Here is a 20331-nt window from a genome sequence, read left to right on the forward strand (position 1 = left end):
TCGGCATCGCGCTCGCGAATGAGCGCGATGATCCAACCGGTCGCCACGCGGAGGTATCTCGTGCCCGCGTAATCAGCATCGCCGACGGAAAGCGTTGGTCAATCTTCAGCGACGTTCGGTTACCCGCGCCACCGGTCACAAGGCCATCTCGACACGCCCTCGTCAGTCTCGACCGGGCAAGGGGCTGCGACACAGTGCCTCATCTGACTCAAACACCCTTACATGAACGCCATTGTCCTGATCGCCCTGCGCCGCCCGCTTACCTTTGTGGTGATGAGTATCCTCATCATCCTGTTTGGCGCGATGGCCGTCCTGAAGACGCCAACGGACATCTTTCCAGCGATCCGCGTCCCGGTGATTGCGGTCGTGTGGACTTACACCGGGCTGTCGCCGCAGGATATGTCCGGCCGCGTGGTCTATTACTACGAGCGTGCGCTGACGGCGACGGTGGCCAACATCGAGCACATCGAGAGCCAATCCCTGTACGGCGCCGGCGTCGTGAAAATCTACTTTCAGCCGGGAACCGACATCGCGGCCGCTCAGGCCCAGGTCACGTCGATCTCGCAGACCGTGCTGAAGCAAATGCCTGCGGGCATTACACCGCCTCAGGTACTGGTGTACAACGCGTCATCCGTCCCGGTGCTCAACCTTCAGGTCTCCGCACCAAACATGACCTCGGCACAGGTTTTCGACATGGCGTCCAACCTGATCCGCCCGCAACTGGTGTCCACTCCGGGTGTCTCGATTCCGAGTCCGTACGGTGGCGCATCCCTGAATGTCGAAATCGATCTGGACCAGTCGAAATTGCTGGCGCACGGCCTGTCAGCCGCAGACGTCGCTGCTGCGCTAGGTTCGCAGAACGTCGTGCTTCCCGCCGGCGACCAGAAGATCGGCGGCCTCGACTTCATGGTCGAAACGAACTCGACACCGCTCAAGGTGCCGACGTTCAACAACCTGCCGATCAAGACGGTGAACGGCGCGACCGTCTATTTGCGCGACGTCGCCTACGTGCATCGCGGCGCGCCGCCGCAGACGAACGCGGTGCTGGTGAAAGGCAAGCAGTCGGTGATGATCCAGATTTTCAAGAGCGGCGACGCGTCCACGCTTGCCGTGGTGGCGGGCATCAAGCGCGCGTTGCCGGGCATTATCCGGACGCTTCCGCCGGGCGTGACGATCACGCCGCTCAACGACGCCTCGGGGTTCGTGCGCGATTCGGTGGAAGACGTGGTGCAGGAGATGATCACCGCCGCGTTTCTGACAGGGATGACGGTGCTGCTCTTTCTCGGCAGCTGGCGTTCAACCTTGATCGTGGCGACATCGATACCGCTTGCGATCCTGTCGTCGATCCTGGCGCTGCATTACACCGGGCAAACGATCAATGTCATGACGCTTGGCGGACTGGCGCTCGCGGTCGGTATTCTGGTTGACGACGCAACCGTCATGATCGAGAACATCGATGCTCATCTCGAGACGGGCGCCGAACTCGAGCATGGCATTATCACCGCGGCAAACCAGATCGTCGTGCCGACGTTCGTGGCGACGCTGTGCATCTGTATTGTCTGGCTGCCGTTGTTCCAGCTGGATGGCATCTCGGGCTATCTGTTCCAGCCGCTCGCCGAAGCCATCATCTACGCGATGATCGCGTCGTTCATCCTCTCGCGCACGCTGGTGCCGACGATGGCCGCATGGCTGCTGCGCGGGCAGGTGAAAGCGCACGGCCATCAACACGAAGCGAACCCCGGGTTCTTTACGCGGTTCCAGCGACGCTTCGAGCATGGCTTTTCGCAGTTTCGCGACCGGTACCGCGCCGTGCTGACGCTCGCCGTGCTTCACCGCAAAGGCTTCGTCGTGAGCTTCATGGCTTGCGCGATTGCGTCGATGGGTCTGCTCGCCTTTCTCGGCCGTGACTTTTTCCCGAGCCTGAAGTCGAACGAAATCGATATGCACATGCGCGCGCCAATCGGCACGCGGCTCGAAGATGCGTCCAAGATTGCGGACCTTGTCAACGACCAGATCCGCAAGATTTTGCCCGGTCAGGTTACCAATCTGCTCGATAACTGCGGGCTGCCCACGACCAGTATCAACCTGGCCTATACCTCGGACGGCACGATCGGCCCGCAGGATTGCGACATTACGATCAGCCTGAAGAATGAACAGTCACCTGTGGACGACTACCGGTCCACGCTGCGCCGAGAGCTGCCGAAGCGCTTTCCCGGCACGGTGTTTACGTTCCTGCCCGGCGATATCACAGCAAAGATCCTGAACTTCGGCCTGCCGGCGCCGATCGACGTGCAGATCTCGGGCCGCGGACAGGAGGCCAGCATGGCATACGCGCAGATGCTCGCCGCACGCATCCGCAAGCTTCCCGGCTCCGCCGACGTCAACATTCAGCAGGCGTTCAATGAACCGACACTCAGGGTTGCCGCAGACCGTTCGCTGGCGTCCGGCATGAGCCTGACCGAAGCGAACATCGCGGATAACGCGCTGGCGACGCTGTCCGGCAGCGGACAGACGGCGCCGACCTACTGGCTTGATACCGCGAGCGGCGTCTCGCATCTCGTCAATCTGCAGACGCCGCAAGACCAGCTCACGTCGATGAACGATCTCGAGACGATCCCGATCGATCGAGGCAACGGTGATCCGGGCGGCCAGCAGTCGCAGTTGCTTGGGGCGCTCGGCACCGTCACGCAAACGGCCATGCCGTTATTGGTCTCTCATTACGGCATCCTGCCCGCGGTCGATATCTACGTCAGCAACCAGGGGCGCGATCTTGGCGCGGTCTACGATCAGATCGAACAGGTCGTGAAAGAGATGCATGCGCAACTGCCGAAAGGCGCGACCGTGCACTTGCGCGGTCAGGCCACGACGATGAGCAGCGCATATATGCAACTGCTGGGAGGACTCGCGCTGTCGGTGCTGCTGGTCTATCTCGTGATCGTCGTCAATTTTCAGTCCTGGCTCGATCCGTTCATCATCATCACGGCGTTGCCGGGCGCGCTCGCCGGAATTGTCTGGAGCCTCTTCCTCACCCATACGGACGGTTCGGTGCCCGCGCTCACGGGTGCAATCATGTGCATGGGCACGGCGACGGCCAACTCGATCCTCGTCGTGTCATTCGCGCGCGAGCGCCTTGCGGAACACGGCGACGCGATCGCCGCAGCGATCGAAGCCGGATACGCGCGCATTCGCCCGGTTCTGATGACCGCGCTCGCGATGATTATCGGCATGCTGCCGATGTCCATGAGCAATACGCAAAACGCGCCGCTTGGACGGGCGGTCATCGGCGGACTTCTCGTTGCGACAGTCGCCACGCTGCTCTTCGTTCCCTGTGTGTTCGCGATGATGCACCTCAACGACAAAAAAGCCGCGGAGTTTCAGCCATGAATGTAAATAGCGAAGTTGCGGCCGTGCGTCGGATTCGACCACGTTGGTTGGCGGCGATCGCGGTCATTGTCCTTGTGTGTCTCGTTGTCTACGGCATCGTCGAGCGCCGGCACAACATCGCGAATCTTGCGGCGCTTGCCGACGAAGAATCGGTACCGCAGGTGCAGGTCATGTCGGCTGCGTCAGGGCCTGCTACGCAAACCGTCTCACTGCCCGGCGACGTCAAGGCCTGGTACACCGCCCCGATCTATGCGCAGGTCTCCGGCTACGTGCACAAATGGTTCGTGGATTACGGCGCGTCTGTCAGAAGCGGTACGTTACTCGCGACGATTGACGCGCCTACCGTCGACGAGCAGTACCAGACGGCGCTTGCGAGTCTCGACGTAGCGAAGACCAACAGCACGCTTGCCAATGTGACGGCGCAGCGTTGGAATGCGCTTGCGGGTACGGAAGCCGTGGCTCAGGAAGAGGTGGACGTGAAAGCCGCGGATGCCGCGGCGAAGCGGGCACAGGTCACAGCAGCCGAGCATGATGTCGCACGCTTGCGTGCGCTCGAAGGGTTCAAGAATATTGTGGCTCCGTTCGACGGTGTCGTTATTTCGCGCGACACCGACGTGGGCAACTACGTGAACGCCGCTGGCGGCGACGTCAGTTCCCGGGGGACGGCGGACGAATTGTTCGCGGTAGCGGATATCCACGAGATGCGGCTTTTCGTTTCCGTGCCTCAGGACTATGCGGACATGCTGAAGCCGGGGCTCGATGCGACGTTCACCATGTCGCAGTATCCAGGCCGCCATTTCAAGGCGACGCTGCTGACCACCGCGAACGCGTTCAACCCGCAGACGCGAACCGTCATCACGGAACTGGTTGCTCAAAACCCGGACCATCTGATCTGGCCGGGTACCTATGCGACCGTCCAGTTTGTCATTCCGACGAACCGGAGCGTGCTCGTCGTGCCCGAACAGGCGCTGCTGTTCCGCGATCAGGGTATGCAGCTGGCGCTCGTCGATTCAAACAACCGCGTGCATCTGCAAAACGTCCAGCTCGGGCGCAATCTCGGCCAGAATGTTCAGGTGCTCTCGGGCCTGAGGCCCACCGACCGCTTCATGATCAATCCTTCCGCAGGCACGCTCGAAGGCGAGCAAGTGCAAATCGTAAGCGGCGTACCGGGAAGCACGCCGGACACTTCGGGCCGCACTTCGGCGCCTGCCAAGGCCGCACATGCGGATGAGGGCACGCAAACCAAGGTCGCTGCTGTCATGAGCAATCCGAAATGATGGGCGTCGTAAAACCCGCTTGCCGCCTCACGGCCGCCACGCTGCTTACCTTGTGCGGGGCGCTTGCCGGATGCAACGTTGCGCCACCCTATGCGGCGCCGAAAATGGCGCTGCCCGCCAGTTACAAAGGAACGGGGCCCTTCGCGCCCGCGCATCCGGAAGACCAGCTGCTGCAGGACGACTGGTGGAGAATGTTCGGCGATGAAGAGCTCGATCGCCTCGAAGCGAGCTTGAACAGAGCGAACCCCGATCTGCAAGCGGCGCGGGAAACGTACATTCAGGCGCGCGATATGGTGGGCGAGGCCCGCTCGCAGCTCTATCCGCAGCTGAGCGCCCAGGCGTCCGGTTCGCAGAACCGCCAATCGCTGCACCGTCTGTTCCGCGCCAGCAGCACCGGACCGAGCGAGGAAGCATCGCTCGACTACGGGGCGGCGCTATCGTGGGAGCCCGATTTGTGGGGCGAAATCCGGAACCGGACGAACTTTGCGAAGGCCAACGCCCAGGCCACCGCGGCGATGGTGGCATCGGCTCGCCTGAGCCTTGAAGTTGAACTCGCCAACGACTACATGGCGTTGCGCGGGCTCGACGCCGAGCACGCCATTTACACGAAAACGCTCAGCTACTACGGTGAAGCGCTGAAGATCACGAAGCTGCGCTTTTCCGGGAAGATAGCGGCGGGCCTTGACGTCGAGCGGGCTGAAAACCAGTTTGCGTCAGCGCAGGCGGCCGATACGGATGTCGAGACGCAGCGCGCCGTGCTCGAACACGCTATCGCCGTGCTCGCCGGCGAAAGTCCGTCGACGTTCAACCTGCCCCCCGAAGGACTGGCACACCTGGCGATTCCGGTGATTCCAACGGGTGTGCCGTCCGCACTGCTGCAACGGCGCCCGGATATTGCACAGTCTGAGCGGCAAATGGCGGCGGAAAACGCAGCGATCGGCGTGGCGCGCGCGGCTTTCTATCCGAACATTCAGTTGAGCGCCAATGCGGGCTTCGAAGACGACGCCTTTGGCGGGCTCGCTTCGCTGCCGAACAGCCTGTGGTCCGTCGGCGCATCGGCCATGCTGCCGTTGTTCGAGGGTGGACTGCGCAGAGCAGAGGAACAGCAAAGCCGGTCCGCATTCGCGCAGGCCGCAGATAACTACCGCTTGACTGTGCTCCAGGCGTTTCGCGAGGTGGAAGACCAGCTTGTGCTGACCGGCAAGCTTGCGTCGGAGTACAGGCAGCAGCAGGATGCGCTCACGGCCGCGCTCAAGGTGCAAGACCTGTCGCTGCGCCTTTACACCGATGGTCTCGACAACTACCTCAATGTGACAGTCGCGCAGATGGCCGCGCTGACGGCGGACCTCGCGACCACCCAGGTGCAGAGCCGCCGGCTTCAGGCAGTGGTCGGGCTGATAGGTGCGGTGGGCGGCGGCTGGAGCACAGCGGATCTGCCGACTCCGGAACAGACGATACCGTTCGATCCGCTTGCGCTTCACAACGAGCCGGGTGATGTTCGCAAGCCGGATTGATGGGCGTGATGTGCAGGCGTTGGCCTGATGTTCGAATTGAACACGCGGCGTACGCATGCTGAGCCTGAATATCGCGGCAGAGTTGATAAGTGAGGCACACGGTTGTGCTGGACGATCGGCGACGAGCAACGCATGACCTGCTGCGGCCGCCCCGGATAGATTTGTAAACATTGCGACGCCGCCCGATAACCTGCGCGGCGCAAAATCCGGTTTTCTCCCACAACGCCGCTGGTCGCACAGGTAATCAAAACGTTATGAAAGTACTCCCGACTCTCTTCCGTCTGTTTTCGGCTTGCGTGACCATTTTTCCATTGATGGCGACGGCGAGCCCGGCGCCGTTGACCTGGTTGACAACGATACCGCTACCGGCTGTCACGGGCGGCGACTTCGATCATTTCGCTGTGGATTTGCCCCATCACCGGTTGTACGTTTCGGCAGAGAAGTATGGGTCGATCGAGGTGTTCGGCCTGCCAGACGGCGAGCATCTGTCAAGCGAAAGAGACGTGGCGAAATCGCCGCACAAAATCCTCCTGACGGACAACGGCAAAACCATGTTCATCGCAGATGCTGGCGATGCAAATGTCAAGATCGTCGATACATCGAGCTTCCAGGTGGAGAAGACGATTCCCGTTGAACCTCAACCCGACACCGGGGTTGCCGACAGGAAGAACGGAATATTTTATGTAGGCAATGGAGGCGTAAAGTCCCATCAGGACAACGCCTATATCACTCTGCTCTCGCTTTCGGATGGCGCGGTTCTCGGACAAGTCCACGTGCCCGGCGCCCAGTTGAAAGGGATGGTGATTGATCACGCCTCGGGCCGCCTCTTTGTCAATCTTCGAGACAAAAACCAGGTCGGCGTGATCGATCTCAAAGCACGCAAGTTAGCAGGCATCTGGACCGTTCCCGGCCCGAGCCGTAACTCGGCGATCGCATTCGACAGCGTGCATAAGCGCCTGTTCATTGGTTCAAGGGCGCCGGGCAAGCTTTATGTGCTGGACTCCGATACCGGATCTGTTGTCCAGTCGCTTGATATCGTCGACGTATCAGACGACATGCATTTCGACGCAAATCATCATCGGCTCTATATCACCGGGGCAGGCGGATTGGACGTCGTGCAGCAAACGGACCCCGACCATTATCGGATCGAACAGCACATCGATACTTTGGGTGGCAAGACTTCTGTTTACATCCCTTCGCTGCACCGGCTTTATGTCGTGCATACGAAGGGGCCGCAAGCCGCCGAAGCTGGTCTGCAGGTTTTTCGCGTCAATTGACCGGCGCGGTTCGTGTTGAATGTGCCGACCTGCGGGAAAAGCTTGCGTGAAAGCGCATTACGACGGCTCTCGCCGCAGAGGCTCGCCGGCCGTCGGCGCCGGCAGCAACACGGCCTGCCGGATCTGTTCACGGTTCGGCCGTCGTGACGATTGAAACCGGACTGTACGGATGCCAGCCGATGCGACGAAGCCGTCGCGCTGCAGGTCTTTTACACGGCTATGTGAACGGTCATCGAGCTCGACGATCGCCACGAGCTGAAATTCACGCGTGAAGACGCCATAGTCAATGCGCTTCTGGGCGATGCGCAGAAAGTCGGCATAGCCCGCGTTGCCCTTTGCTAGCGGATCGAGCACTGCGCTCATCGCGACCTGCGGAAAAATGTAATGCTCAGGCAACGCGTCGCGCAGGCGCCCGAAAAACTCGATCTCATTGGGCGTCATCAACGCGCGTGACGTGAAGGATGGCGGGCGTCCCTGTCTGTTCAGCGCGCGAGCGCTGTCGCTTATGCGCCGCAGAACATTAACCACGACAAAGAACAGGACTACCAAGGCCGCAATCCATACGAACATGGGGATTTTCATGGCGACGCGATAACAGTGCCCTAAAAAGCAGCTCACTTCCGGATATTTTCCTCGCAATCTTCCCAGTAGCGAAGCGGGTCGCGATGTTGTGGATAGTGCAAGTTGAGCCATGCCGACAGCCTGCTCCAATCCGGATGGTTGGTGCCGGTTTGGGCAGACCAGATCGACGACCGTTCAAGAATGTGACCGTTCGCGCGATCACGGACAAGCAGGCTGCCCAGTCCGCTGGAACTGTTCGCCTGTGACTCGACCAGATATCGCGGCAGAATCCTGAGCTCCGCGTCCTCGGCCCACCCGTATACGGCGCGGACAACGCCGGCGGGATCCCGCAACTCGATCGGTCCGCTTTCGGGGCGAACGGCTTTCCATCCCTCGGGAAACTCGGTGACGACTTCGCGTTTTTCTTCCCTCATCCACTTCACGCGCCACGCCCTCTCGATCGACTCGCGCATGCGAGCGGCTGACTCATAGCCAGCCGGTAGCTCCATCGCCATCGGAAGAGAGATGAGGTTGTCTTTCCAGAGCCTGGTTTCATCGTCGGCGCGCTTGACCACGTCAAGCGCCCCAGTTCCGAATGGGTTCTCGGGCCGGCTCGATACTCTTACGTTCCCACCAGGCAGTCCTTCGAAAAGGCGCTCAGCATCATGGCGGGTAAGTTTTGTCTTTCCTTTCTTCATTGAATTCTCCGTAGCAAAGTTGTCACGTAACGCCTACGCCATAACGATCGGAATCGGGGCGCCACTTTCTCTCGCGCGCTTGAACTTATACGGTCACGATCGGTAGTATTTCCTTGTCTCAAAGCAGCCGTATAAACGACCTATGTTCGGTGCGTGACCAGGAATAGGATCAACGCCACGGACGTGTGTCACGGGCGCGATGCCTTTGCCAGATTGTCCGGCCAGGTTTGTTTCAGCGATCGCCGCGGGCAATCGCCGGTCGCTGAAAACAGAACTCAAGGATCGCATGAAAATTCTCATCGCTTCGACGCCCGCATCGGGCCTTTTCAACCCGCTGCTTGCCATCGGGCGCATCTTGATCGCCGCAGGTCATGAAGTCACCGCGTTGACGGGTAGTGCATTCCGGCAGCGCGTCGAAGGTATTGGTGCAAAATTCCATCCGCTGCCTGCGCAGGTCGATTTTGACCCGGGAAACATCCACGCGGTGGCTCCTGAGCTGAAAAACACACGCCCAGGGCCGGAATGGCTGCGTATTTCTTTAGAGCGCGTGTTTGTCGATAGTATCCGCGGTCAGCACGAGGGAACAGGCGAGGTTCTAAGAGACCTCCTCGCGGACGTTATCGTGGTGGACGATATGTTTTTCGGCGTGCTGCCGATGCTCCTCGGGCCGAGTTCAGAACGGCCTCCCGTTATTGTTTGCGGGACGTCGGTGCTGCACTGGCGCCGTGAAGATGGGGCGCCGGTTTTTTCCGGCCTTCCGCCTGCAACCACCAAGGCCCAGTTCGACGAATACGCGACCATCGCGCGGGACTATGACCGCATTGTCAATCAGCCGCTGGCTCTCCGGTTGAATCAGGTGCTCGCCGGCTTAGGCCTCGGACCTGTGCACACGCCTCTATTGGAGTGCGTGGTGGAGCTTGCGGACGTCGATATGCAGCTTTCTGTTCCAGGTTTCGAGTTTCCGCGCGCGATGCCGGCTACGGTGAACTTCGTCGGCGCGCTGCCCATCATCCCGAATCAAGCTCCGCGTCCATCCTGGGCCCATGAATTGGACGGCTCGCGCAAGGTCGTTCTGGTGACACAGGGCACCGTCGCGAATCACGATTTTAGTCTATTGGTCGCGCCAACGCTGGCGGCACTCGCCAACGAACGCGATGTGCTCGTGGTAGTCACAGCAGGCGGCCGGCCAACTGACGCGATACCCGGCCCAATTCCCGGCAATGCGCGCCTCGCGAGTTATTTGCCGTTCGAATGGATCCTGCCGAAGACCGATGTGTTTGTTACCAACGGCGGATATGGCAGCGTCAACCAGGCGATGAGCTTCAGCGTTCCTCTCGTCACCGCGGGCCTGACTGAAGACAAAGCCGCCGTGAATGCGCGCGTGGCCTGGTCTGGTGTCGGGATCGACCTTGCGACAAACCAGCCGTCGCCGGAGTCGCTGCGCGACGCAATCCGGACCGTGCTCGACAACTCTGAATACCGTGCGCGCGCGTCGCTCATGGCTGAGGAGTTCGCCCGGATCGATACACGATCTGAAATCGTCCGGATCGTCGCGGCTGCGGCGTCCCGTCGACGCTGATTGCGAGTACGCCCCGGTCGCAGGGCCGTCGCCTTTGATGGCGATTCGAATTATCCGAAAACCCGGGCCCAGGCCGCCCGAATGCGCCGCGCGCGGTCTTCAAAGAGATACGACGCGGCCAGCGCCAATAGACCCGAAACGACACCCGTCGTGACATGTTCGAGAACGGGAATGCGGTAATGGCTCGTATGCGCGTAAGCGTCGCCTAATGCTGTCAGGCAGCCGACGATCAGCGCGTTTCCGTATCGGTTCGCGTAGAGTTTCGCCGCCGGCGTGAAGGTCAGGAGTATCGCCAGGATTCCGGTGAGCAGCCCTGTCCGCAGTGCGATCGTCCAGTGTGCAAGGCTCAGGACGTTACTCCAGCTCCCCGGCATGCACGTCATGCACGCACTGGTGGGCTGCCAGAAGCGCTGGACAAACAGCCTGACCCGGCGTTTCCATTCGCTTGACATGATGTGTTCCTTTACGCTGCGTAACGTATCCACGGTGCAATACTACTCCGCCATCGCAGCTTGGCCGGTTCGACCGGAGCTGGAATTCGGCCAGTTACCAGGGCACGGTCTGTCGCTGCAAGCCACTCAAAGATGACACCCGGACTCGTGGGTTTGCTCGCCGTTCCCAGCAGACCTGGCGTGTTCAATACCGCGAGTGTCACGTTGCCGGAACGCAATAAACCATTAATCGTGGCTTCTCCCGCAGGCACTCCCTGACACCGAACTGTTGCGATGTGCCGGTATGATCCCGCGCATCGCAATGCTTCCCCGCTGTCATGCCCGTCAATTTTCCGGCCGATAGGCGCAACTGGCTGCTGGCGCGAATTCGCGCGCGGCGCGCCTGCGCCGGCCATCCGCGCGCAACCACAGGCGCAAAACATGACGCCGCAACTGGCCGACGCACTCGTTGCGTGCCGCCGTTGCGCGCACAACCAGATGGAGGCGCAAGCTGAATATGACGAAGCCGAAAGGATTGACGGCGCTTTGGCTGCCCGTGTTTTTATTTGCCGGATGCAGTGCACACAACGACGATGTGCCGAATCGCGAAAACTTCACGGCCGCACTATCGAGGTTTCTCGATGCGCACGGCGATATGTGCATCGGCAAAGTGAAGTGGCCGATCGATATCTCGAAGGACGAGGCGAACGAGCGCACCGCGAATTCGCTGCAATTGCCCGTGCTGGAGAAAATCGGCCTCGTGCACAAGCAGCAGATCTCCGATTCGACGACGCGCTACACGCTTTCCGACGAAGGCAACAAGTACTACCTGCACAAGGCGCTGCCGAGCATGGCGGCGAACGGCGCCATTACGATGCACGACGGCGACCTGTGCTACGGCAAGCTGCGTGTCGACAAGGTGATCGGGTGGGAGCTGCCGCGTACGGTCGACGGAGTCGAGCGTACGGTGATCACTTACACGTACGCGATCGATGCGGCGCCCTGGACGAAAGACGCGGACGTGCAACGCGTGTTTCCGGTCGTTGCGATGGTCGTGCGCAACGGCGGCACGCTGCAGTTGAAGCAGCTCGTCGTGCTGACGAAGGGCGGCTGGGAAGGAGAGATCGGCTTTAGCTGACGAGGCGCGCCTACACACCCCACCGCAGCGACGGCGTATGCACGGGGCTATCCCAATGCTGTGTCATTTCGTCGTCCAGCACACACAGCGTAATCGACGCACCGGCCATTTCCAGCGAGGTCGTCAGCGACCCGACCTGCACGCGAGCGATTTTCAGATCCCGTTGTTGCAGCCATAAGCGGGTCGAATTGAATAGCAAATAGAGTTCGCCGAGCGGTGTGCCCCCAAGGCCATTGATCAACACCAGCAATTCCGAGCCGGCCTTCGGCTTCAGATCGGCGACGATCCCGGTAAGCAGCTCTCCCGCTATCTCATCTGCCGCGGCAAAGCGGGCGCGCCGCCGCCCCGGTTCGCCATGAATGCCGACGCCGACTTCGATTTCATCGTCGCCGATCTTGAACGTCGGGGTGCCCGCCGCGGGCACCGTGCAACTTGAAAACGCGACGCCCATGGTTGCCGTGCGATTGTTGATCCGGTCGCCGAAAGCCTTGCACTGTTCGAGGCTGGCTCCGGCTTCGGCGAGGCTCCCAACCAGTTTCTCCACGATCACGGCGCCCGCCACGCCACGCCGTCCCGTTGTGTAACTGGAGTTTTCGACGGCAACGTCGTCGTTGATCAGCACCATGGCATTCGGCAGATCCGACATCTCGGACGCCATTTCGAAGTTCATCAGATCGCCTGAATAGTTCTTCACGATAAAGAGCGTACCCGCGCCAGTATCGACGGCCTTTGCTGCTGCCATCATCTGATCGGGCGTCGGCGAGGTGAAAACCTGGCCCGGGCAGGCGGCATCGAGCATTCCGTAGCCGACGAAGCCGCTGTGCAGCGGCTCGTGTCCCGACCCGCCGCCCGAGACCAGCGCGACTTTGCCCGGCTTCAGTGTCTTGCGCCGCACAAATACCTGCTCCTGATCGAGCACGACAAGATCACTGTGCGCCGCGGCGAACCCGGCGAGGCTCTCGGCCAGGAAGTCGTCGACCTGATTGATGAATTTCTTCATGGCTACGCTCCTTTCAGTCTCTGTCTTGCGCAAGCCGCGCGCATATCGCGCCGATCATCAACTGGCTCGAGCGTGCACCCGGATCGATGTGACCGCGCGAGCGCTCGCCGAGAAAAGACGCGCGTCCCTTGGTGGCGAGCATATCGCGGGTGGCGAGCATGCTCGCTTCAGCGACTTGCGGTAATGCATCGAGCACGGCTTCCGGCGACGCGTTGTTGTCAGCCAGTTCCGCAAAGCGCGATGCGACGGGAATCAGCACGTCCATCATCGTCTTGCTGCCGATGCCCGCCTTGCCGCGCTGCGCGACGGCGTCGACGCCCGCCGCGAAGACTCGTGCGGCGTCAACCAGGCTCGGGGCGTCCACGCTGTCGGCCGACGCTTTCGCCATCCCATGCAAGAGCGAATAGAGCAGCGGCCCCGACGAACCGCCCACTGTCGATAGCAGTTTGGACGCGGCAAGATCTAACGCAGGGGCAAACGCCGCGGCCTCGATTTCGGCACGCATCGCAAGCAGTGCGTCGACGCCGCGTAGCAGGTTGAAGATATGGTCGCCGTCGCCAATCTGTTGATCGAGCACCGTGATTTCGTCGGTGTGTTCCTTCAACGTGGCATGCGCAGCCTCGATGCATGTCATGACCGTTTTGCCGTTCATGCCGGAATCCTCCTGCCGTCGGAGCGGAAATAGAGAAGGCTGCGCGGCGGCAGCGATGCGCCGACCGTTTGCCCAGGCGCGAAATTCCGCTCGGTCATCGTGGTCGCGACGATCGCGGTGCCCTCGCGATCCAGAATCAACAGATGCCGAAGCGGCGAATATTCGAGCACGCGCAGGTTGAGCCCATCGTGCGCATCCGGGGCATGCAGAACAATGTCTTCCGGACGGATCGCGACCGTCGACGTGCCCTCCGGCAAAGCAGTGGAATCGAACAGCGCAGCCGGCAGCAGATTGATCGGCGGTGAGCCAAGGCGCTGCGCCGCGCTGAGGGAAGCCGGATTGCCATACACTTCGCGCGGCGTGCCCATCTGCACAATGCGGCCATGTTCGAGTATGCCGATGCGATCGGCAAGTGTCGTCGCTTCGACCTGGTCGTGCGTGACATAAATGATCGTCGCGCCGATCGTGCGATGCAGCCGCTTCAGTTCGATCCGCAGTTCCTCGCGCAGCTTCGCGTCGAGCGATGACAACGGCTCGTCCATCAGAAAGACTTTGGGCTGGCGCACGAGCGCGCGCCCGATTGCGACCCGCTGCATTTCGCCGCCTGACAGATGCGTCGCCATGTTGCCGAGCTTGGATTCCATATGCAGCATCTGGGCCACTTCCTGCACGCGCGCGCTCACTTGCGCTTCGCTCAGGCGCCGCCGCGGCGAACGCAATGGAAAGGCGAGATTGCCAAATACGGTCAGATGCGGATACAGCGAGTATTGCTGGAAGATAAACGCGACGTCGCGATCGGCGGGGTGAGTATGCGTTGCCGCTTCGCCATCGATAAAGATCTCTCCTTCGTCGGGCCGTTCGAGTCCCGCAATCAGCCGCAGTGTCGTCGTCTTGCCGGCGCCGCTCGGCCCGAGCAGCACGACGAACTCGCCTTCCTTCACATCGATCGACACCTTATCCACCGCGACGATATCGCCAAAGCGTTTCGTCACGTGTTGCAAGCGGATCTCAGACATAAGCGCCCCCTTTGCCGTTGCCATCGCCGTTGCCATTGACGACCATCTGGCGCGCCGAGCCCGGTAGCAACTTGCCGCTGGCCGCGTCGTACAGCAACGTGTGTTCCTTGCGAAAGGACAACCCGACCGGCGACCCGGCCGCTCGCCCGTCGTCTTTGCCAACCCGCACGCGCACAATGCCAAGCGACGTATCGACCACAAGGACCTGATGCGAGCCGAGATATTCGTCGGCGATCACGCGACCGCGCAAAGGACCGTGCTCGTCGAGCCGGATATGCTCGGGCCGGATGCCCAATAGCGCTTTCGCGGCGGACGCCTCGCTGCGCGGCACGGGCACCGGCGCGCCGCCTAACGTCACCTGCTCGGCGCCGGCTTCGACGCCTGTATCGACGGGCAGAAAGTTCATCGGCGGACTGCCGATGAAATTGCCGACGAAAACGGTGGCGGGAAAATGATAGATCTCGTGCGGGGACGCGGACTGCAGCACTTCGCCCTGGTTCATCACCACCACGTCGTCGGCCATCGCCATCGCTTCGCTTTGATCGTGCGTCACGTAGACGGTGGTTGCGTTGAGTGCGTTGTGCAGCTTGCGGAGTTCAAGGCACATCAGTTCGCGGAAATCGGCATCGAGCGTACCGAGTGGCTCGTCCATCAGAAACGCCTTCGGATGCCGCACGATCGCGCGTCCCAACGCAACACGTTGACGGTCGCCGCCGGAAAGTCCACCCGTTTTGCGGTCGAGCATCGATTCGATGCGCAGCATACGGGCGGCGGATTCGACGCGTGCGGCGATCTCACGCCGCGAAATGCCCTCGTTTTTCAGCGGAAATGCAATGTTGTTCCGCACGCTCATATGCGGATAGAGCGCAAACATCTGGAACACGAACGCGATGTCACGCTGACGCGCGCGCAGTGCTGTGACGTCTTCGCCGTCGATATGAATGTGCCCCGACGTCGGCAGTTCGAGCCCCGCGATCATGCGCAACGTGGTGGTCTTGCCGCAGCCGGAAGGTCCGAGCAACACGACGAAGCGGCCGGTGCTCACCGTCAGGTTCGTATTGCGCACGGCCGTAAAATCGCCGAAGCGCTTGTGGAGATTCGAAAGAACGATGGTCGACATGGCTCAGTCCGGGAAGTGACTTGTCACGACGAAAGCCAGCGCGCCCGCCAGAATGACGGGAAACGACCACGTGTAGAGATCGACGGTGAACGGTTGCACAAGCATCGCGATGCCGACGCCGATCAGCACCGTCGACGCGCCTTCGCAGTTGTGCCGGCCAAACGGACGCCGACGCGGCAGGGTGGGATGCACTTTCATTTGCGCACCGCTCCGAAGGTGATGCCGCGCAACAGGTGCTTGCGCAGCACGACGGTGAAGAAGAGGATGGGCAGCACGAACAAGGTCGTCGCGGCCGCGACGGCCGGCCAGTCCTGACCACCCTCGCCGATAATGAACGGAATGAACGGCGGCATGGTTTGTGCGTCGCCGCTTGTCAGCAGCAACGCAAACGCGTACTCGTTCCACGCGAAGATCAGACAGAAAATGGCGGTGGCGGCAATGCCAGTGATCGCTTGCGGCAGCACTACCTTGATAAACGCTTGCAAGCGCGTATAGCCATCGACGAGCGCGGCTTCTTCGTATTCGCGCGGAATTTCGTCGATAAAGCCCTTGAGCAGCCACACGGCGAGCGAAACGTTGACAGCCGTGTACAGCACGATCATGCCGAGGTAGCTGTCCGCCAGACCGAGCGCGCGGTACATCAGATAGATTGGAATCGCGACAGCGATGGGCGGCATCATCCGCGTCGACAGAATGAAGAACAGCAGATCGTCGGCCATCGGCACCTTGAAGCGCGAAAATGCATACGCCGCCAGCGTGCCGAGAAATACGGCGAGAAACGTCGAGCCGAAGCCGATGACGAGCGAATTGATAAAACGCGGCACAACCTTCGACGGACCGGCGATCACCATATTGCGCTTGCGTACATCGCGGTCATACCAGGTCTGCGCGGGCGGCAGGCTCGCGATAAACTCCGGCGTCTGCCGCGAACGGATGGTGAACAGATTCACGTAGCCTTCCATCGACGGCTGGAACATCACGACGGGCGGGTACGCAATCGCGTCCTCCTGCGTCTTGAAGCTCGTCAGGATGATCCATACAATCGGCAATGCCGCAAACAGCGCATACGCGATCACCACGACCGCGGCGAAAGTCTTGCCGCGCGGTGAAGCGGCCACGACGGATTGTTGAAGGGCAAGGTCTGTCATCGCTGTTTCACCTTGTTGAGTGCCTTCACGTAGATATTCGCGGCGCCGAACACGACGACAAACAGAATGATGGCCAGCGCGGACGAGTAACCGGTTTGCCACTTTTCGAACGCGGCGCGTTTGAGCGTGATCGACACGGTTTCCGTCACGGAACCTGGACCGCCCGAGGTCAGCAGATTCACCATGTCGAACATCTTGAAGTTCTCGATGCCGCGAAACAGGATGGCGAGCATCAGGAACGGCAGCGTCATCGGCAACGTAATCGACCGGAACTGACGCCACGGCGAAGCGCGATCCACTTCGGCCGCTTCGTAGATGTAGTCGGGAATCGAGCGCAGACCGGCAAGGCAGATCAGCATCACGTAGGGCGTCCACATCCATATGTCGACCATCACGATGGTCCACGGCGCGAGCGCCACGTCGCCGATCATCTGGAACGAGCCGGGCGGAATGCCGGTGAAGAAACTGACGATGTCGTTGAAGAGACCTGTTTGAGGTTGCAACAGGAAAGTCCAGAAGTTGCCGACCACGGCGGGCGACAGCATCATCGGCAGCAGAATCAGCGTCGTCCAGAAGCTATGGCCGCGAAACTGCCGGTTGATCAACAACGCAAGCCCGAACCCGAGCAACACTTCGAGACCGACCGACCAGAACACAAAGCGCGCGGTGACCTGCATCGCATACCAGATGTCTTCGTCAGTCAGGATGTCCGTGTAGTTTCCGATGCCGACAAAACGCGCCGGCACGCTCGGCATGTTCGACTTGAAGTTCGTAAACGACAGCCTTAATGCCCAGATCAACGGAAAGATGTTGATCGCCAACAGCAGCACGATGGTCGGAAGGATAAACAGCCACGCGATGGTCCGGTCGGACAGCCCGCGCAGACGCGCCGCCGCGCGCGCCTGCGCTTTCGCCTGCAATCCTTCTGAAGGAAAAGGCTTGTTTGCCAACATGCCTGACTCCTTTGTGCGGAACGTCCCGGGTCATTCGGCCCGGCGGTCCCGCACGCTAAGGTTCTTTCCGAGCTTCAGTTCTTTCCTTCTGCCTTGAAGACCTTGTTCCAGTCCTTGACCAGCAGATCGAGCGCTTCTTTAGCGGTGCCTTTGTCGGCCACCACATAGTCGTGTACGCGCTTTTGCATGTCGAGCAACAACTCGGCGTACGCGGGCTCCGCCCAGAAGTCCTTGACGATCGACATCGACTTCAGGAAGGCCGGCGCGAACGGTGCGCTCTTCGGAAAGTCGGGTGCATCGACGACCGACTTCGCCGCCGAGTAGCCGCCCAGCTGCCACCACTTCTTCTGCACATCGGCTTGCGCAAACCATTTGATGTATTCGAGCGCGTCCGCCTTGTGGTCCGAATACGAGACGACCGAAATGCCTTGTCCGCCAAGCTGCGTGAACTGTTTGACTTCCTTTGGATTGACGAAGAAGCCGATCTTGTCGCCGCCGACATTCGGATCTTTATAGAGTCCCGGGAAGAAGGCGAACCAGTTCATCTGCATCGCGACCTGACCGGACTTGAACGCATCGAGTCCTTCCTGCATGTAGGCGTTCGTCATGCCCGGTGCGGTGCAGCACTTGTAAAGCGCCTTATAGAACTCAAGCCCCTTGATTGCGCCAGGCGAATTCACGAAACCTTCGAGGTGATACGGCTTCTTTGGATCCTGATACTCGAAGCCGTAGTTGTAGAGCATGTTGGTCACGCCCATCGTGATGCCTTCTGAGCCGCGTTCCGTGAAGATATAGACGCCGTACACGGTCTTTCCGTCAATTTTTCGGCCCTGGAAGAATTCGGCGGTTTGCTTGAGTTCGTCCATCGTGGTCGGCGGTTCGAGTTCGCGTTTGTATTTCTGCTTGAACTCGGCGCGCAGCTCGGGCCTTGCAAACCAGTCTTTTCGGTACGTCCATCCCACCGCGTCCGCCATGGCGGGCAACGCCCAGTAGTTCGGCGTGTTCTTCGGCCATTCCGCGTAGCCGACCACCGTTGCCGGCACGAAATCGTCCATCGATATCTTGTTCTTCGCGAAGAAGTCGTTGAGCTTCACGTAGTGTCCATTGACGGCCGCACCGCCAATCCACTGACTATCGCCTATGATCAGGTCGCACAACTTGCCGTGCGAATTGAGCTCGTTGAGGAAGCGGTCTGCGTAGCTTGTCCACGGTACGAACTCGAACTTCATGGCGATGCCGGTTTTGGCCGTGAAGTCTTTTGATAACTCGACGAGTGCATTGGCGGGATCCCATGCGGCCCAACACAACGTCAACTGCTTGCCTTGCGCGTGCGCCGCCGATCCGAAACAAAGCCCCATCGATGCCAGGACCGCCGCGATTATCCTTGCTGACGTAAGACGTAACATTTGTCTTCTCCTTGTCTCTCTCGGGTCTCCAACCTGATGACAGACAGCACCCATGCGCCGGGCGCTGTGTTCGAGCTTTGGCGGATTCAGAACAGCGTCCGCGTGTCGCGAGTGTCAGGCGCGCGCATTCTCACGAAGATAAATCCGGGTTTCGGGCGTCGGGATGCCGAGCACACCCCGCACGTCGTTCTGGAAATTGATGGCCGCAAGGCCTGCCCAATGGACGATGCCGCGCACGTCCTGATCGAGGATCACGTCGATCGCGCGCGCGGCAAGTTGCGCGCGCGTGTCGCCGGTGCATTGATGTCCGATCAGAACGACGTGCGCCTTGTCGCCCAATTCCTGTAACGCGGATGCAATGCCGGAAATGCCGCCGCCCGTCGCATAGACGCCGACCAGATCGCGGTGTCCGGCAATCAGCCCCTGCACAGCGAGGCCCGCGCTCTCGTCGTCTTCGGTGAAGTCGGGTTCGGCGACCCAGCGCAGGTTGCGGAAATCCTCTTCGAGAACCTGTGAGAAGCCGATGCGACGCTCGAGCTGATCGTGCAGCCGCGACGACGCGGACAACACGGCTACGGTGCCGATGCGCGACCCGACAAAGCGTCCCATGAGCAGGGCGGCGGTGCGTCCCGCGACACGGTTATCGACACCGACGTATGCGGCGCGAGCACTCGACGGCAAGTCGGAGAACACCGTGACGACGGGCACATTCGCATCGGCCATGTCCTGAATCATCCTCTCGACCCACGGATAATCGAGGGGCACGAGCACCAGCGCATCGTAGTTGATCAGTTGCTCGGCGAGTGACTCAGCGTCTCGCTGGCTGGACAGGTCGCAACGATAAAACGACGGGACGATGCGATGCTCGCGAAAGAAGCTGGCCGACAGCGCGATATCACGCTCGACCTGATTGAGAAAGCGGGAGTTGATGTGCGGCAGAACAAAAGCGACCCGGAACGACGTGGCCTTTGATGGCCGGCCGCGGCTTGCGCGTTCATCGCGCAGCGTCGCTAGCGCGAGATGAACGCGTTCAGCTGTTTCGGGGCGAACGGCCTGGTCGTCGCGCAGTACGCGATCTACCGTGGCCACGCTGACGCCGGCGCGACGCGCAATCATCATACGGGTGGCCGGCATGGGTCTCCTCCGGTGGTGAGACTGGAGTCGTTTTGTTAACTCA

The 20331-nt window shown here is 60.7% G+C and carries 18 protein-coding genes; 6 read left to right on the top strand and 12 right to left on the bottom strand.

Features of this window, described 5'->3' with window-relative positions; genetic code table 11:
• The first annotated feature begins 222 nt into the window (after positions 1–222).
• The 4 genes from HV675_RS10085 (at position 223) to HV675_RS10100 (ending at position 7452) form a co-directional block, all read left to right on the top strand.
• Positions 223–3384: an efflux RND transporter permease subunit gene (locus HV675_RS10085; RefSeq protein ID WP_175110752.1), complete on the top strand. Its 3162-nt coding sequence runs from the start codon at positions 223–225 to the stop codon at positions 3382–3384.
• A gap of 74 nt (positions 3385–3458) precedes the next feature.
• Positions 3459–4661 carry an efflux RND transporter periplasmic adaptor subunit gene (locus tag HV675_RS10090; RefSeq protein ID WP_217478089.1) on the top strand — a complete coding sequence of 401 codons (1203 nt, stop codon included), beginning with the start codon at positions 3459–3461 and terminating at the stop codon, positions 4659–4661.
• Positions 4658–6175, top strand: coding sequence for an efflux transporter outer membrane subunit (locus HV675_RS10095; RefSeq protein ID WP_175110754.1), 1518 nt, complete (start codon positions 4658–4660; stop codon positions 6173–6175). The genes HV675_RS10090 and HV675_RS10095 overlap by 4 nt, the downstream gene beginning before the upstream one ends.
• Before the next feature lie 254 nt (positions 6176–6429).
• A complete protein-coding gene (locus HV675_RS10100) occupies positions 6430–7452 on the top strand; it encodes a YncE family protein (RefSeq protein ID WP_175110755.1) in 1023 nt (340 codons plus the stop codon).
• Positions 7453–7509: 57 nt separating this feature from the next.
• Here HV675_RS10100 and HV675_RS10105 read toward each other — a convergent pair whose 3' ends face one another.
• Positions 7510–8034, bottom strand: a complete 525-nt coding sequence (locus tag HV675_RS10105; protein WP_175110756.1) for a DUF2726 domain-containing protein — start codon at positions 8032–8034, stop codon at positions 7510–7512.
• A gap of 32 nt (positions 8035–8066) precedes the next feature.
• Positions 8067–8711, bottom strand: coding sequence for a hypothetical protein (locus HV675_RS10110; protein WP_175110757.1), 645 nt, complete (start codon positions 8709–8711; stop codon positions 8067–8069).
• Between the two features lie 286 nt (positions 8712–8997).
• Here HV675_RS10110 and HV675_RS10115 point away from each other — a divergent pair, with 286 nt between their 5' ends.
• Positions 8998–10290 carry a glycosyltransferase gene (locus HV675_RS10115; RefSeq protein WP_175110758.1) on the top strand — a complete coding sequence of 431 codons (1293 nt, stop codon included), beginning with the start codon at positions 8998–9000 and terminating at the stop codon, positions 10288–10290.
• Positions 10291–10340: 50 nt separating this feature from the next.
• Here HV675_RS10115 and HV675_RS10120 read toward each other — a convergent pair whose 3' ends face one another.
• Positions 10341–10742 carry a hypothetical protein gene (locus HV675_RS10120; protein WP_175110759.1) on the bottom strand — a complete coding sequence of 134 codons (402 nt, stop codon included), beginning with the start codon at positions 10740–10742 and terminating at the stop codon, positions 10341–10343.
• A 496-nt stretch (positions 10743–11238) separates the two neighbouring features.
• Here HV675_RS10120 and HV675_RS10125 point away from each other — a divergent pair, with 496 nt between their 5' ends.
• Complete coding sequence (locus HV675_RS10125; RefSeq protein ID WP_175110760.1) at positions 11239–11859, top strand: hypothetical protein; 621 nt, start codon at positions 11239–11241, stop codon at positions 11857–11859.
• A 10-nt stretch (positions 11860–11869) separates the two neighbouring features.
• On the opposite strand, the gene dhaK is transcribed toward HV675_RS10125, so the two are convergent.
• The 9 genes from dhaK to HV675_RS10170 form a co-directional block, all read right to left on the bottom strand.
• Positions 11870–12859 carry a dihydroxyacetone kinase subunit DhaK gene (gene dhaK / locus HV675_RS10130; protein WP_175110761.1) on the bottom strand — a complete coding sequence of 330 codons (990 nt, stop codon included), beginning with the start codon at positions 12857–12859 and terminating at the stop codon, positions 11870–11872.
• Positions 12860–12872: 13 nt separating this feature from the next.
• Positions 12873–13511, bottom strand: a complete 639-nt coding sequence (gene dhaL, locus HV675_RS10135; RefSeq protein ID WP_175110762.1) for a dihydroxyacetone kinase subunit DhaL — start codon at positions 13509–13511, stop codon at positions 12873–12875.
• The gene (locus HV675_RS10140; RefSeq protein ID WP_175110763.1) at positions 13508–14527 is read right to left on the bottom strand and encodes an ABC transporter ATP-binding protein; all 1020 of its coding nucleotides are present in this window, start codon (positions 14525–14527) and stop codon (positions 13508–13510) included. Before HV675_RS10140 ends, dhaL begins: the two co-directional genes overlap by 4 nt.
• Positions 14520–15647 (bottom strand): ABC transporter ATP-binding protein, encoded by a 1128-nt coding sequence (locus tag HV675_RS10145; protein WP_175110764.1) that lies wholly within the window; start codon positions 15645–15647, stop codon positions 14520–14522. The genes HV675_RS10140 and HV675_RS10145 overlap by 8 nt, the downstream gene beginning before the upstream one ends.
• Before the next feature lie 3 nt (positions 15648–15650).
• Positions 15651–15845, bottom strand: coding sequence for a hypothetical protein (locus tag HV675_RS10150; RefSeq protein WP_175110765.1), 195 nt, complete (start codon positions 15843–15845; stop codon positions 15651–15653).
• Entirely contained in the window at positions 15842–16795 is a 954-nt protein-coding gene (locus HV675_RS10155) for a carbohydrate ABC transporter permease (RefSeq protein WP_175110766.1), read from the bottom strand. The genes HV675_RS10150 and HV675_RS10155 overlap by 4 nt, the downstream gene beginning before the upstream one ends.
• On the bottom strand, positions 16792–17748 hold the full coding sequence (locus HV675_RS10160) for a carbohydrate ABC transporter permease (RefSeq protein ID WP_175110767.1): 957 nt from the start codon (positions 17746–17748) through the stop codon (positions 16792–16794). Before HV675_RS10160 ends, HV675_RS10155 begins: the two co-directional genes overlap by 4 nt.
• 74 nt (positions 17749–17822) lie before the next feature.
• Positions 17823–19154, bottom strand: coding sequence for an ABC transporter substrate-binding protein (locus HV675_RS10165; RefSeq protein ID WP_175110768.1), 1332 nt, complete (start codon positions 19152–19154; stop codon positions 17823–17825).
• Between the two features lie 114 nt (positions 19155–19268).
• The gene (locus tag HV675_RS10170) at positions 19269–20288 is read right to left on the bottom strand and encodes a LacI family DNA-binding transcriptional regulator (protein ID WP_175110769.1); all 1020 of its coding nucleotides are present in this window, start codon (positions 20286–20288) and stop codon (positions 19269–19271) included.
• Between the last annotated feature and the right edge of the window lie 43 nt (positions 20289–20331).

The organism is Paraburkholderia solisilvae, assembly GCF_902859875.1.
GTDB lineage: Bacteria > Pseudomonadota > Gammaproteobacteria > Burkholderiales > Burkholderiaceae > Paraburkholderia > Paraburkholderia solisilvae.